Source organism: Rathayibacter sp. AY1B6 (assembly GCF_002932755.1).
Taxonomy (GTDB): Bacteria; Actinomycetota; Actinomycetes; order Actinomycetales; family Microbacteriaceae; genus Rathayibacter.
This window is the reverse complement of the sequence record NZ_PSWL01000022.1, coordinates 51,017-64,795: the sequence shown is the minus strand read 5'-3', so window position 1 is coordinate 64,795 and position 13,779 is coordinate 51,017. Positions and strand designations below refer to the sequence as shown.

The window sequence follows — 13,779 nt, the reverse complement described above, 5'->3', positions numbered from 1 at the left end:
CTCCTGCGGGGCGGGCGGGGCGGCGCCCGCGGGCTCCCGGCGACGCCGCCCCGCCCGCCCCGCAGGAGGCCCGCATGCCGGTGTTCCGGCTCCTCGAACCGCTCCACGCCGCCGGCGTCGCGCTCGCCGACCTCGCGAGCGATCGGCTCCGCCTCCACGGCGACGGCTCCGACGTCCGCATCACCGCCGTGACCGTCGCGCACACCGAGGCCGGCCCCGGCGCCCTCTTCGCCGCGCTCCCCGGCAGGAGGAGCCACGGGGCCCGATTCGCTGCCGCCGCGGCGGCAGCGGGCGCGGTCGCCGTGCTCACCGACGCGGGCGGGCTCGACGAGGCCCGCGCCTCCGGACTGCCCGTCCTGCTCAGCGACGACCCCCGCACCGCCCTCGGCCCGGTGGCCGCGCAGGTGTACGGCACGAGGAGCGGACCGGTGCTCCTCGGCGTGACGGGCACCAACGGCAAGACCAGCACCGTGCACCTCCTCGACGCGGTGCTCCGGCAGCTGGGCGTCGTCTCGGGGCTGAGCTCCACCGCCGAGCGCCGCAGCGCCGACCACGTGGTCGCCAGCCGCCTCACCACGCCCGAGGCCTCCGAGCTGCACGCGCTCCTCGCCCGGATGGCGGAGGACGGCGTCGAGGCGGCGGCGATCGAGGTCAGCGCTCAGGCGCTCGTGCGCTCGCGGGTGGAGGGGATCGTGCTCGACGTCGCCGGCTTCACCGACCTCAGCCACGACCACCTCGACGACTTCGGCGACCTGGACGAGTACCTCCGCGCCAAGCAGCGCCTCTTCACGCCCGAGCGGAGCCGCCGCGGCGTGGTGGTCGTCGACACCGAGGCGGGGCGCCGGGTCGCCCGCGAGGCCTCGGTCCCGGTTGTCACGCTCTCAGCCGGGGACGGAGCCGACTGGCGGATCGACGTGCTCGAGACCGCGGTGGACCGCACCCGCTTCCGGCTCACCGCCCGCGACGGCTGGTCGACGACCACCTCCGTCCAGCTCCTCGGACGCCACATGGCCTCGAACGCCGCCCTCGCGCTGGTGATGCTGATCGAGTCGGGGCACTCGCGCGACCTCGTCGCCGCGGCGGTCGGCTCCGGGATCGACGTCACCGTGCCCGGGCGGACGCTGCTCATGTCCGGGGCCGACGGGCCGCGGGTGTTCCTCGACTTCTCGCACACCCCCGACTCGGTCGCGCGCACCGTCGACGCTCTCCGCGAGGTGACGCCCGGCCGCGTGCTCGTCCTCCTCGGCGCCGACGGCGACCGCGACCCGAGCAAGCGCGCGCCGATGGGCCGGGCCGCTGCCGAGCGCGCCGACCTGGTGATCGTCACCGACCACCACCCGCGCTTCGAGGACCCGGCGCGCATCCGCCGCGCCCTGGTCGACGGCGCCCGCCGCGTCGAGCGCTGCGAGGTGCTCGAGATCGCGGAGCCGGCCGACGCCGTCCGCGCCGCTCTGCGCCGGGCCGGCCCGTCCGACTCCGTCCTCTGGGTCGGCCCCGGCGACACCGACTACCGCGTGGTCGGCGCCGACGACCTCCCCTACTCCCCCCGCGCCGACACGGCCCGCGCGCTGGCCGAAGCCGGCTGGAGCGTCGACCTGCTTGACTGACCGGGTGTTCTCGACCCTCCCGGTGCGACGCGTGCAGGCCCGCCCCGAGCATCCCGCCGACCTCGCACGCTGGCCCGCGACGCTCGCGCCGGTGCGGCAGGTGCTGGCCGAGGGCTGGGACCTCGGCCCGGTGACAGTGATCACCGGCGAGAACGGCTCGGGCAAGTCGACGCTGCTCGAGGCGGTCGCCCTCGCCTACGGGCTGAACGCGGAGGGCGGATCCACGGGCGCGATGCACTCCTCCCGCGTCTCGGAGTCGGACCTGGCCGAGCACCTCCAGCTGGTCCGCGGGGCCGGCGCGTCCAAGCGCGGCTTCTTCCTCCGAGCCGAGACGATGCACGGCTTCTTCAGCTACCTGGAGGAGGTGGGGATCGACGGCGGGTACCACGAGCGGAGCCACGGCGAGTCGTTCCTCGACATCGTGGCGAACCGCTCCCGGATCAGCGGGCTGTGGCTCCTCGACGAGCCGGAGTCCGCCCTCTCGGTGTCGGGCTGCCTCGCCCTGATCGGGCAGCTGCGCGACCTGGTCGCCGACGGCTCCCAGGTCGTCCTCTCCACGCACTCGCCGATCCTTGCCGCCCTCCCCGGAGCCGACCTCTACGAGCTCGACGAGACGGGCCTGCGCCCCTGCCGCTACGACGACCTCGACCTGGTGCGGACCTGGCGCGGCTTCCTCGACCAGCCTGCCCGCTTCCTGCGGCGGCTGGAGTAGGCCGGCGCTCCGTCGCTGGGGAATGAGCCGGTCCTGGCCACAGTGGAGTGAGAACGTCGGTGCTGCGGCCTGTTCCCGCGCATCCGGAGCCGCCCGGACGGATCCGTCCTCCGTCGTGAACACGGTCACGCCGCGGAAGCCGCTCGGACAGCGGGCGAGGGGCAGTTTCAAGGGGCCTCTCGGCCGATCCGGTTCACAACGGAGGAAGGATGTCGGCGGAGCAGCCTGTTCTCGCGGATCCGAAGCCGCCCAGACGATTCCTTCCTACGTTGTGGACAGAACCGGACCTGGTGCTGCGCCGGGCTTCGCCGAAGCCCTCCGATAGTCGGCCGCTTCGGGGAGCCTTCCGCGACCGACCCTGTTCACAACTCAGGAGGAACGTCGATCCGGCGACCCGTTCTCGCGGATCCGGAGCCACCCGGACGAATCCTTCCTGAGTTGTGGACACGATCCTGCCGGGGGCGCCCGCTCGGACCGCAGGCGAGGGGCTGTTCCGAGGGGCGCCTCGGTCGATGCGGTTCATAACGGAGGAAGGATGTCGTCCGAGCAGCCTGTTCTCGCGGATCCGGAGCCGGTCGGACGAATCCTTCCTACGTTGTGGACAGAACCGGACCCGGTACGTCGCCGAAGGGACGACCGTCGGCGGGCCGCCCCGTACTCGCGGATCCCGAGCCGCCCGGACGGATGCCGTCCTCCGGCACGAGCACGGTCAGACCGCGGAGGCCGCCGTCGGCCGCGCGGCCCGGGGCGCCCAGCCCACTGCGATCGCGGCGCCGGCGAGCGCGAGCTGTCCGAGCGGCGGCAGGACCGCCGAGACCAGGGAGCCGTCGCCGCCGGAGGTGACGAAGGTGTCGGCGACCGACATCCCGAAGCCGAACCCGGCGAAGAAGCGGAAGACGACGGCACCGGCGACCAGGGCGAGCATGAGCACCGCGATCCGCCGCGGCGTGAGCGGCGACCTCCGGCCGACCAGGGCGCCGACCGTCACGACGATCGCGGCGGCCGTCCAGAACGCGGCCCACCCGGTGGCCCAGATCGCGTGGGAGCCGAGTTCGAAGCCGTCGCGCTCGGCCATGGTCGCGTAGATCTCCGTCAGTGCCACGCCCGGGACCTTCGCCTGCGGATTCCAGACCAGCAGGTCGACGGCGCCCACCACCGCGACGCCCGCCACGAGTGCGAGGCCGGCGAGGGCGACGGGGAGGCGCTGGGCGCGGGTCGCGGTCCGCGGCGCGAGGGCGATGGTCCGCGAGCCGCCGAGGACGATCACGCCGCAGACGAGGCCGGCGAGCGAGACGGGCAGGCCGACGAGGGCGAGGGGTCCGGGGAGGAGGAGGCCGGCCGCGGTGAGCACCGGGCCGACGACGGCGGCGACCAGGGAGATCCGCGCGAGCAGCGTGCGAGCAGAGGCGGCGGCGCCCAGAAGGAGGAGCGCGCCGAGGACCGCGACCGCGACGGCGGCGACGAGCACCGCGGTCTGCACGGCTCCGACGGCGGCCAGGGCGGAGGCGGAGGCGGCACCCGGCTCGGGGACGATCCCGCCGCCGGTCAGCGCGATGCCGCTGAGCATCAGGGCGGCCGCGGCGAAGAGCGCGAGTCCGCGGCGGGCGAGGCGGCGCGGGAGGGTGCCCCGTGCTTCGCCGGTGTGCGCGGGCAGGTCGCGGTCGACGCTCACGAGCAGGGCGAGCGCTCCGAGGACGACGCCGCGACGGGGCAGGCCCAGCTCGGCGGCCCCGGCCAGGTCGGCACGCCACTCCTCGAGATAGCGCTCCCGGGCGAGCGGGGGCAGGAGCAGCGACAGGAGCCGCAGGAGGGCGCTCATGCGGTCGCCCCCGCCGCTCGCGGCGCCGTCCGCGCGGTCGATCGGATCCGCTCGACCGCGGCCCGGGCTGCCGGGGCGCCCTCCGCGGTCAGCTCGTAGAGCCGGCGACGCGGGCCGCTCCGCTCGCTCGCCGCCTCCCACTCCGAGACCACCCAGCCCGCTCCCTCGAGCCGCTCCAGGATCGGGTAGACGCTGCCCGCCGGTCGCCCAGTGGCCTTGATCACGACCATGCCCCAGGTGGGGCCGTCGGAGTCGAGGAGGGTCCGGAGGACGTCGGCGGTGGCCGGGGTGAGGCGAGGGAGTGGCTGCACGGGAGCGACGCTACCTATATAGAGATAGCGGGGTCAACACAGGCGGGACGACATCTCTAGGTAATAGCGCTCTCTGGATTCTCAGCTGCCTGTCAGCCTCTGACATACTCCGCAGATGACCGAGTTCAACCCCGCCGTATTCTCCGGCTCCGCCCCCTCCGCTCCGAAGAAGACCGGCAACGGGCTGGGCCTCGCCTCCCTCATCATCGGAATCCTCGCGCTCATCGGCGCCCTCATCCCGATCGTCAACTACGCCTCGGGCTTCCTCGCCTTCATCGGACTCGTCCTCGGCATCATCGGCCTCTTCCTCAAGGGCCGCTCTCGCGGCACAGCCATCGCCGGCACCGTCCTCAACGTGATCGCGCTGGTCCTCTCGATCATCCTCGCCGTCGTCTACACGGCCGGATTCGCGAGCGGCGTCTCGAACGCGATCGCCACCGCGCAGGCCGAGAGCTCCGAGGCCGCCGTCGTGCCGCGCACTCTCGTCTATGAGGTCACCGGCGCGGCTACCGCGGCCTCCATCACTTGGTCGACCTACGACGGAGGAACCTCCGGCTCCGAGCAGGCCACTGGCCAGGCGCTCCCCTTCACGAAGGAGCTGCAGGTCCAGACCGGAGGCGACTTCACCTTCCAGAGCTTCACACTGACCGCCTCGAACGGCATCGACGACGAAGGCGAGATCAGCTGCCGGATCACCCTCGACGGCGAAGTCATCGCCGAGCAGACCAGCACCGGGGCCTTCGCGTCGGCGCTCTGCTCGGCGACCCCGGAGTAGCCGCCGTGCGTGAAGCCCTTTTCCCTGCACTCCTAGTGCGGCAACGCTCCTCCTGACTGCCTGCACGGCTTCCGCGCCCGCAGGAGCTCCGGCCGAGTCGACGACCCCTGCACCTGCGGCGCCCGCGACACCTGCGTTCGTCGAGCTCGACACCGCACAAGCGGCGTCCCGTTGTCTCGATCTCGTCTGCCCCAACGACATCGCGATCAAGCACCTGAGCGACACCTTCTCCTCCGGCGAGGACGAGCTTCTGAACGGTGGCGACCCGGACCCTTCCGGCGTGCACGCCGCGGCATCCGCTCGGCTCGATCTGACAAGACGGACACTCACGCTCCGGGACGACTCGTCCTACCACTGGCCGAGCGATGTCTCCGAGCAGATCGCGACGATCCGCGGCTCCTACCTCGCCGAGATGTCCACTCTCAACACGATGGCCGACTCGGCCGATTTCAGTCACGCCTATCACTCGACGTTCCCTGAGGCCACGACTGAACAGCAGAGCGCCGGACAAGAGGTCCGCTCTGCGCTGGGCATCGATCCGGACACGGTCGCCAGCTGTGTCGGGCACGAGAACGGGATCGACACTCTGACGTCCGAGAAGGAGCAGCGGGATGCTGGAGCGTAGCGCCTGATCGAGAGGCGGCGATCGGTGGGCCCGTGTTCCCGGGGACGGTCGAAAAGGGGACCGAAGGCTCCGACGGCGACCAGGCGACGTGTTCGCAAGCGGGAGCCCTCGCGCTGACCGTGCGGCGCCGGCCCTCGCGCCGCTAGCCGGAGCCCGCACGCAGAACGTCGGCTGCGAGCAGCCGCCCTCCGCCCTCGGGGGACGGCGGGCACTCTCAGCCGACGTTCTGCGCGCGATCGCGGGGACTACTTGCGGAACATCCGCGCCGTGGTCTCGAAAAGGCCCTTCACGGGGCGCTGCTGCTCGCCCTGCTGGGCGCCGAGGACGATGATGACCGCGGTCAGCACGGGGATCGCCCACTGGGTGACCTTCTGCACGCGGAGGGCCGTGGTCAGCTCCTGCGAGTTCTGCTCCGACGCCTCGGTCACGCCGGGGGCGCCCTCGTCGGCGTGCTTGGCCTGCGTCGCTCCGGCGACCGCGGCGATCACCGAGGCGGCGCCGGCGAGGCCGGTCACGACGGTCTTGACGACCGTGTTCGTGCGGCTCTCCTGCTGGTTGGCCAGGCGGGTCTTGTTGGCGAGGACGAGGCCGATGCCGCCGACGCCGTGGGCGGCGATCGCGGCGAGCTGCACGGGGGTCCAGCGGGCCCAGCCGTTGGAGGAGAGGCGGAGGCGCTCCGCCGGGTCGGACGAGGTGGACGCGGCGCCGTTCAGGCCGACGGCGCCCATGAGCGAGCCGCCGAACCAGGCGGCGGCTCCGAGGTCGTGGAGACTGCGGACGAGAGTGTTGCGGGAGGGCATGTGGGCCTCTTCTCTGCCGGCGGCGGACGCCGGCGGTGGGCGGCTGGTGCGGACTCCTCCGACGCTACGCGCGCCCCGGAACCGCGCACGGGGCTTGACCTCTCCCCCTCCGACACGCTCCGCTGGAGGTCACCGACCGACCCGAGGAGCCCCGCGATGCCCACCGACGACGAGAAGCGGACGACCCGCGACGAGTTCCACGACGCCGTGAACATGACGGCGAAGGAGCTCGAGGACTGGCTCGGCACCGACGAGTCGAAGGAGGTCGGCCAGAAGCCGGAGGGCGGCGGCGAGTCCGTCGGCCACGAGAGCGGCCGGCGTATCGTCGAGCTGCTCGGCACGAAGCAGGCCGACCTGAGCGACGACGACTACGCCCACATGACGAAGGTCGTCGGCTACGTGCACCGGCACGCGAAGCAGCGTCCCTCGGGCGACGTCACCGAGACGAAGTGGCGCTACTCCCTGATGAACTGGGGCAACGACCCGCTGAAGTGACGGATCCGCCGACGTGACTGTCCGGCCGCGTCAGGCCGTCGCGGCGCTCCCGTCGACCTCGCCGATGACGCCGTCCGTCACCGTCACGATCGCGCAGTTCGGGTAGCCCCGCTGCGGCCGGTGCGCAGGGTCGAGCGCGCGGAGGATGCTCCCCAGCACCGCCCCGTGCGTCACGACCAGCACGTCGCCGTGCTCCGCCGCCGGCACGAACCGCGCGATCGCGGCCTCCACCCGGGCGCGTACGGTGGGACCGCTGTCGGCCCGGCCCGAGGGGTCGTGCCGGTGGATGGCGTCGAGCACCGAGTCGAGCCCGGCGTCGGTCATCCGCGGCCAGTCGGCGGAGGAGGGCACGTAGGAGTAGCCGTGGTCGGCGAACACCGGCTCCCAGAGCGAGGCGTTGGGCTGCCCCTCGAAGGCGCCGAAGTGCCACTCGCGGAGCTCGACCATCGGCTCGGCCTCCAGCGACGGGTGCCCGGCGAGCGCCGCCGCCGCCGTGGTGCGGGTGCGGGTGAGGTCGCTCGTGAACGCCGCGACGAGCGGCACGCCGCGCATCCGCTCGCCGAGGGCCGCCGCCTGGCGCTCGCCGCGCTCGGTCAGCGGCGAGTCGCACCAGCCCTGCAGCTGGCCGGCGACGTTGAAGAGGGTCTCGGCGTGGCGGACGAGGTGGATCGTGCCGCTCACGGGCGCGCGCTCGCGGGCGTCGTCGGACGGGCAGGGGTCGTGCGGTGCATGCGGTTCTCCGGGGTCAGCGCGCTACTCCGGAGCGGCGCGCGCGATGTGGAGGGCCAGGAAGGCGACCTCCTCGTTGGGCAGGGCGGCCTGGTACTCGGCCGCCACGAAGGAGCGGACCCGCTCGGCGGACGCGACCGCGCGCGGGTAGCGGGCGCTGAGGCTGGTGAAGAGGAAGTCGTCCTCGCTCTCGAGCAGGCCGCCCGAGAAGAAGCGCTCGGCGAAGTACTGCAGGTGCGCCACGAAGCGGGCGGAGCGGAGGTCGTCGCGGTCGAGCGCGGCTCCGCTGGAGTGCTGGATGATCGCGGTCACCGAGCGGATGAGCTGCACGATCCGGAGCGAGTCGATCCCGACCTTGCCGAGCTCCGCGTTGGCGAGGTGGAACGCGACGTTCGCGGCCTCGTCGGCGGGCAGCTCCACGCCGAGGCGCTCGCGCATCCGGTCGACCGCCCGCTCCCCCACCGCGTACTGCACGGGGTAGACCGTCCGCATCTCCCAGGCCAGCCGGTTGGCGACCGAGAGCCCGCGCCGCTGCCGCTCCACCGCGAAGTGCAGGTGGTCGGTCAGCGCGAGGTAGACGTGCGGATCCAGCCGCAGCCCCTGCTCCTCCGCGTCGGCGACGACCGCGCGGGTGAGCTCGACGAACTCCGGCGGGATCTGCGCCAGGAGCTCGACTAGGTTGCGCTGATCGGAGTCGTCCAGGGCCACGAACACCTGGTCGACGCTCGAGGGCTCGATCGCCTCGCCGGCCTTCGCTCCGAAGCCGATCCCCCGTCCCAGGAGCACGCGCTCGACGCCGCGCTCGTCGACGACGAGGACGACGCTCGAGTTGAGCACCTTCTTGATGGTCTGCATGCGTGTCTCCGTCGACGGCCGCGTCAGGGCTGGGGTGGGGGTGGCGGGGCCTCTGCCCGGAGAGCCGGACGGCGCCTCCGGCCAGAGGAGGATCATCCCAGATCCGCGCCGTTCGAGGCGATGACCTTCTGGTACCAGAAGAAGGAGTCCTTCCGGTAGCGCTCGGTGCTGCCGTGGCCGAGGTCGTCCATGTCGACGTAGACGAACCCGTAGCGCTTCGAGATCTGCGAACTGGAGGCGCTGATCAGGTCGATCGGCGCCCAGCTGACGTAGCCGAGCAGCTCCACGCCCTCGTCCACAGCCTGGATCATCTGCTCGAAGTGCGCGCGGAAGTAGTCGATCCGGTACGGGTCGTGGATGCGGCCGTCCTCGGTGAGCTCGTCGCGCATCCCGAGCCCGTTCTCGACGATGAACAGCGGCTTGCCGTAGCGGTCGTAGAGGTCGATCAGCGAGATCCGCAGGCCGACGGGGTCGATCTGCCAGCCCCACTCGCTCGACTCCAGGAACGGGTTCTTGACGCCGAGGACCGTGTTGCCGGGGGTGCGCTCGGCGTCGGGGCGGACCGACTCCGTCATCGACATGTAGTAGCTGAACGAGATGAAATCGACCGGGTGCTCACGCAGCAGCTCGACGTCGCCCGCCTCGAACGGGATCGCGACCCCGCGGCTCTCGAGCGCCCGCAGTGCCAGGCGCGGGTAGGCGCCGCCGGCCTGCACGTCGGTACAGAGGTAGAGCATCCGCTCCTTCGCCTGGGTGGCCGCGACGTCGTCGGGGTGGCAGGTGTTGGGGTAAGTGGTCAGCATCGTGAGCATGCAGCCCATCCGCGACTCCGGCCACAGCTCCTTCAGGATCTTCGTGACCGAGGCGGAGGCGACGAACTGGTGGTGCAGCGCCGTGTAGCAGGCCTGCTCCACACTGCCCTCGACGGTCTCCTCGATGATCCCGCCCGAGGTGAACGGGTGGCGGATGATGCCGTCGATCTCGTTGAAGGTCAGCCACATGTCGACGAGGTGGCCGAAGCGCTCGAAGCAGGTGCGGGCGAAACGCTCGAACAGCCCGATCGTGCGGCGGTCGACCCAGCCGTTGTGCTTCAGCGCGAGCGCGAGGGGCGGGTCGTAGTGCGCGAGCGTGACCAGCGGCTCGATCCCGAGGCGCCGCATCTCGGTGAAGAGGGCGAGGTAGTAGGCGATGCCCTCCTCCAGCGGCTCCGCCTCCTCCCCCGTCGGGTAGAGGCGGGTCCAGGCGATCGAGACGCGGAGGGTGGTGAAGCCCATCTCGGCGAAGAGCGCGAGGTCGCCGGGGTAGCGGTGGTAGAAGTCGATGCCGCGGCGCTTGGGGTAGTACTCGGTGTCGTCGTCGGCTATCGCCGCCGTGATGCTCTCCACCGTGTTCTGGTGGTGGATCGCGTACTCCTTCGGGTCCGCCTTCGGCTTGTAGGAGGCGACGTCGCTGACCGCCGGGCCGCGCCCGCCCTCGCGCCACGCGCCCTCGACCTGGTTGGCGGCGAGTGCGCCGCCCCATCGGAATCCGTCAGGAAGCGCCATCGGCGAGCTCCTTCTCTCTCTGCGTCACGGTCATGATCCGGTCGCCGGCGGTGATCCGCTCGGCGGCCTCGACGAGCACGGTGTACTCGGCGGAGTTGGTCACGAGCACCGGGGTCGTGGTGTCGTAGCCGGCCGCGGTGATCGCGGCCAGGTCGGCGGTGAGGAGCAGCTGTCCGGCTTCGACCCGGTCGCCGACCGCGACGTGCGCCTCGAACGGAGCGCCGTCGAGCTGCACGGTGTCGATGCCGACGTGGATGAGCACCTCGACGCCGTCCGCGCGGCGGAGGCCGACCGCGTGGCGCGAGGAGAGCAGCGCGATGACCTCGCCCGCGAACGGCGCCCGGACGGCTCCGTCGGTGGGGCGGATCGCCAGCCCCTCGCCGAGCACGCCGGCCGAGAACACGGGGTCCGGCACCTCCGAGAGAGGGATGACGGAGCCGGTGAGCGGCGCCTGCAGCGCGAGCGGGCTCCCGGCGTCGGCCGCCACGTCGCCGAGCGCCTGGACGCTGGCGGAGGCGTCGTCACGCCAGATGACGAAGGAGACGACGAACGAGACGGCGACCGAGATCAGCAGGCCGATCACGGCGTTGAGAAGGTTCCAGGGGTTCAGCCCGTCGATGAACATCGAGATGCTCGCGACGCCCGGGCTGACCAGCGCGAACGCGGCGACCTGCGTGGCGCCGATGTAGGCGCCTCCGACGACGCTGCCCGTGATGACGGAGACCAGGGCGCGCTTGTTCTGCAGCGTGACGCCGTAGAGCGCCGGCTCGGTGATCCCGAAGAGGGCCGAGAGGCCGCCCGAGAAGGCGGTGGCGCGGAGGGTCGCGCTCTTGGTGCGCAGGGCGATCGCGAGGCTGGAGCCCGCCTCCGCCGCGTTGTGGGCGAGCGAGGAGGCGAGGTAGAAGGTGTCCTTGCCCGCGCTGGCCATCGTCGCGATGGTCGGCGGGATGAACGCCTTGTGCATGCCCACCGAGATGATCAGCGGGAGCACGCCGGCCAGCAGCGCGACGGCCACCCAGCCAAGAGCGCCGTAGAGGCCGATCATCGCGCCGGTGAGCATGGAGCCGAGCCAGTAGCCGAGGGGGCCGAGCAGGAAGATCGTGGCCGGAGCGACGATCACCAGGCACATCAGCGGGACGTAGAAGGTGCGGATCGGGCCCCACGAGTGCTTCGTGAAGAAGCGCTCGACGACCGAGAGCAGCAGCACGGCCAGGATCGCCGGGAACACCTGCGCGTTGTAGGCGATGACCGGCACCGGGACACCGAAGAGCGCGACTCCGCCCTCCTGGTTGAGCAGCGTCGTGAACGCCGGGAAGACCAGGACGCCGACGAGCCCGAGCGCCAGGGGCCGGTTCACGTCGAGCTTCTTCGCGCTCGTGTACGCGACGAGCAGCGGCAGGAAGCCGAACACCGCGTCCGGGATGGCGGACAGCAGCTTGAAGTTGTCGCTCGCGGGGTCGAGCCAGCCCAGCGCCGAGGCGAGGACGAGGAACGACTTGAAGATGCCGGCGCCCGCGATGGCCGGGATGATCGGCGTGAAGACGCTGACCACGAAGTCCATGATCGTGGCGCCGAGGCGCTTGAGGGACCGCGGCTGCTTCGCCTGCACCGTGGAGGCGGTGGTGCCGCCGCGCAGCTTCTCGACCGCCGCGTACATCTCGCTCACGCCGCTGCCGACGATGACCTGCGTCTGCGGGCCGGTCACGACCCCGATCACGCCGGGCACCGCCTTCAGCGCCTCGACATCGGCCTTCGCGTCGTCCGCCAGCGCGAACCGCAGTCGGGTCGAGCAGTGCTGCAGCTTCGCGACGTTGGCGGCGCCGCCGACGTGCTCGAGGATCGCCTTCGCGCTCTCCTGGGTACTCATGGGTACTCCTCCGGGTGTGGGGGGACGCGCGCTTCCCTGCGCTCTGCTGCCCGGCCGTCCGTCGCCGTCCCCGCCCCCTCCGGCACCGTCATCGGTGCCCCGGAGGAGCGTCAGGAGGCGTCCGGGCACAAAAAAAGGACCCGACGACGCTGCTTGCGCGTTTCGTCGGATCCTGCCTGCACGACCAGTCACATGTCCGTAAGGGAACGTAACACGGGGGTGGGTGGGGCGTCAAAGAGGAGGGGTATGGCACGGTTCCGACTCACGGAACCCGCCGCCATCGCTGGGTACGGAGACGTCCACGTCCTCCTGCGACGCGGAGGCTCCCCTTCGCAGGCCCTTTGGGAGCCTAAGATTGCTCGACGCTCTCACCCGATCCCACGCGCCTCCACGCGCGCAGCAACGACCGCGTACCTGAGTCATCCTCGACTATGCAGACGACAGACGATGGCTCCAGGATGGCGATGTCGGTGGTCGATCGTAGGGTCGAATCAGACTAGCTAGAAGGAGTTAAGAATGTCGTCTTCGATCGCGATTATCGATCTTTTTGCGGGGGCGGGAGGGCTGGGTATCGGCGCAAATTTGGCGGGTGGGGACGTTCGACTTTCAGTGGACAGTGACATACATTCTGTTGAAACCCTGAAGATGAATGCGACATCAAAAAACGAGCGAGCCCTAAGAGCAGATGTTACAGCTTTGTCGGGAATCGACCTACGTAATCATGCGAATTTGAGCCGCTCCGAAGACGTTATCGTAATCGGCGGTGCACCATGCCAGCCATTTAGCAAGGCTGCGTATTGGCTTGATCCCGGTGATGAGGCGTCCTATCGGCGCGCCAAAGCTCGCGGCGAGCAGGCTTTTCGATCGGGAACGCCAATTCAAGCGCGCGAGGATAGTAGACGAACTCTGGTCCACGAATTCTGGCGGCTTGTGCGCGAAACAGATGCGCCCGGCTTTGTATTCGAGAACGTCCCAAGTATTCTACATCCGAGAAACCGACACATCTTCGAAGCACTCAAGTCCGACGCCGAGGACGCTGGATACAGCACCACCACAATCGTTGCAACGGCGACTAACTTTGGCGCCCCCCAGAGTCGCCAGCGAGCTTTCCTCCTTGGCTCCTTGAATGGCGCTCCTGAAGAACCTAGACCAACACACTCGCAACACGGACTTGCGGATACCGCAGAATGGGTCACCGCGGGCGATGCTCTGGAGCCCCTGGACACGAAATCAGAAAATGCAGAAGTAGTCTCTGGAAAATGGGCACAACACTTGCAAGAAATACCCCCGGGGATGAACTATAAATTCCATACGGCATGGGCCGGACACCCCACCCCGACATGGGAGACGGAAACGCGATATTGGAACTTCTTACTGAAACTCAGTCCTGATCGCCCCTCGTGGACGATTCCGGCAAGTCCTGGGCCATGGACTGGTCCATTCCATTGGTCTGGGCGCCGGCTTCGCATACCAGAGCTTGCAGCGCTCCAAAACTTCCCCCCCAATTACAGGTTTGCAGGCCCGCGCCGCGAACAAGTTCGCCAGATCGGCAATGCTGTACCATCGGTAATGGCTGAAGCAATGGTGAAATCGGTTTTGAAGACTCTTGGTACGGGCAACGTATCTAAATGACAGGAAAT

General features: G+C 70.4%; 13 protein-coding genes. 6 read left to right on the top strand and 7 right to left on the bottom strand.

The features are described from left to right. The first annotated feature begins 74 nt into the window (after positions 1 to 74). Complete coding sequence (locus C5D08_RS12445) at positions 75 to 1,607, top strand: Mur ligase family protein (RefSeq protein ID WP_104277298.1); 1,533 nt, start codon at positions 75 to 77, stop codon at positions 1,605 to 1,607. A gap of 4 nt (positions 1,608 to 1,611) precedes the next feature. Next, positions 1,612 to 2,319, top strand: a complete 708-nt coding sequence (locus tag C5D08_RS12440) for an AAA family ATPase (RefSeq protein ID WP_258065247.1) — start codon at positions 1,612 to 1,614, stop codon at positions 2,317 to 2,319. Positions 2,320 to 3,028: 709 nt separating this feature from the next. Here C5D08_RS12440 and C5D08_RS12435 read toward each other — a convergent pair. Both C5D08_RS12435 and C5D08_RS12430 read right to left on the bottom strand, forming a co-directional pair. Beyond that, positions 3,029 to 4,138, bottom strand: a complete 1,110-nt coding sequence (locus C5D08_RS12435; protein ID WP_104277297.1) for a hypothetical protein — start codon at positions 4,136 to 4,138, stop codon at positions 3,029 to 3,031. After that, complete coding sequence (locus C5D08_RS12430) at positions 4,135 to 4,449, bottom strand: PadR family transcriptional regulator (protein WP_104277296.1); 315 nt, start codon at positions 4,447 to 4,449, stop codon at positions 4,135 to 4,137. Before C5D08_RS12430 ends, C5D08_RS12435 begins: the two co-directional genes overlap by 4 nt. A 115-nt stretch (positions 4,450 to 4,564) precedes the next feature. Here C5D08_RS12430 and C5D08_RS12425 point away from each other — a divergent pair, with 115 nt between their 5' ends. Further along, the gene (locus C5D08_RS12425) at positions 4,565 to 5,224 is read left to right on the top strand and encodes an MmpS family transport accessory protein (RefSeq protein WP_104277295.1); all 660 of its coding nucleotides are present in this window, start codon (positions 4,565 to 4,567) and stop codon (positions 5,222 to 5,224) included. 280 nt (positions 5,225 to 5,504) lie between these two features. After that, positions 5,505 to 5,849 (top strand): hypothetical protein, encoded by a 345-nt coding sequence (locus C5D08_RS12420; RefSeq protein ID WP_104277294.1) that lies wholly within the window; start codon positions 5,505 to 5,507, stop codon positions 5,847 to 5,849. A gap of 245 nt (positions 5,850 to 6,094) precedes the next feature. Here the strand turns inward: C5D08_RS12420 and C5D08_RS12415 are convergent, their stop codons facing one another. After that, the gene (locus C5D08_RS12415) at positions 6,095 to 6,649 is read right to left on the bottom strand and encodes a hypothetical protein (RefSeq protein ID WP_104225093.1); all 555 of its coding nucleotides are present in this window, start codon (positions 6,647 to 6,649) and stop codon (positions 6,095 to 6,097) included. A 156-nt stretch (positions 6,650 to 6,805) separates the two neighbouring features. Here C5D08_RS12415 and C5D08_RS12410 point away from each other — a divergent pair, with 156 nt between their 5' ends. Beyond that, positions 6,806 to 7,144 carry a DUF3140 domain-containing protein gene (locus tag C5D08_RS12410; RefSeq protein ID WP_104277293.1) on the top strand — a complete coding sequence of 113 codons (339 nt, stop codon included), beginning with the start codon at positions 6,806 to 6,808 and terminating at the stop codon, positions 7,142 to 7,144. A gap of 30 nt (positions 7,145 to 7,174) precedes the next feature. On the opposite strand, the gene C5D08_RS12405 is transcribed toward C5D08_RS12410, so the two are convergent. The 4 genes from C5D08_RS12405 to C5D08_RS12390 form a co-directional block, all read right to left on the bottom strand. Continuing rightward, positions 7,175 to 7,825, bottom strand: coding sequence for a histidine phosphatase family protein (locus C5D08_RS12405; RefSeq protein WP_104277292.1), 651 nt, complete (start codon positions 7,823 to 7,825; stop codon positions 7,175 to 7,177). A gap of 72 nt (positions 7,826 to 7,897) precedes the next feature. Then, on the bottom strand, positions 7,898 to 8,728 hold the full coding sequence (locus tag C5D08_RS12400; RefSeq protein WP_104277291.1) for a PRD domain-containing protein: 831 nt from the start codon (positions 8,726 to 8,728) through the stop codon (positions 7,898 to 7,900). Between the two features lie 92 nt (positions 8,729 to 8,820). Beyond that, positions 8,821 to 10,272 carry a glycoside hydrolase family 1 protein gene (locus C5D08_RS12395; protein WP_104277290.1) on the bottom strand — a complete coding sequence of 484 codons (1,452 nt, stop codon included), beginning with the start codon at positions 10,270 to 10,272 and terminating at the stop codon, positions 8,821 to 8,823. Then, entirely contained in the window at positions 10,259 to 12,139 is a 1,881-nt protein-coding gene (locus tag C5D08_RS12390) for a beta-glucoside-specific PTS transporter subunit IIABC (RefSeq protein WP_104277289.1), read from the bottom strand. Before C5D08_RS12390 ends, C5D08_RS12395 begins: the two co-directional genes overlap by 14 nt. Before the next feature lie 516 nt (positions 12,140 to 12,655). Here C5D08_RS12390 and C5D08_RS12385 point away from each other — a divergent pair. Continuing rightward, a complete protein-coding gene (locus C5D08_RS12385; protein WP_104277288.1) occupies positions 12,656 to 13,771 on the top strand; it encodes a DNA cytosine methyltransferase in 1,116 nt (371 codons plus the stop codon). Positions 13,772 to 13,779 lie beyond the last annotated feature (8 nt).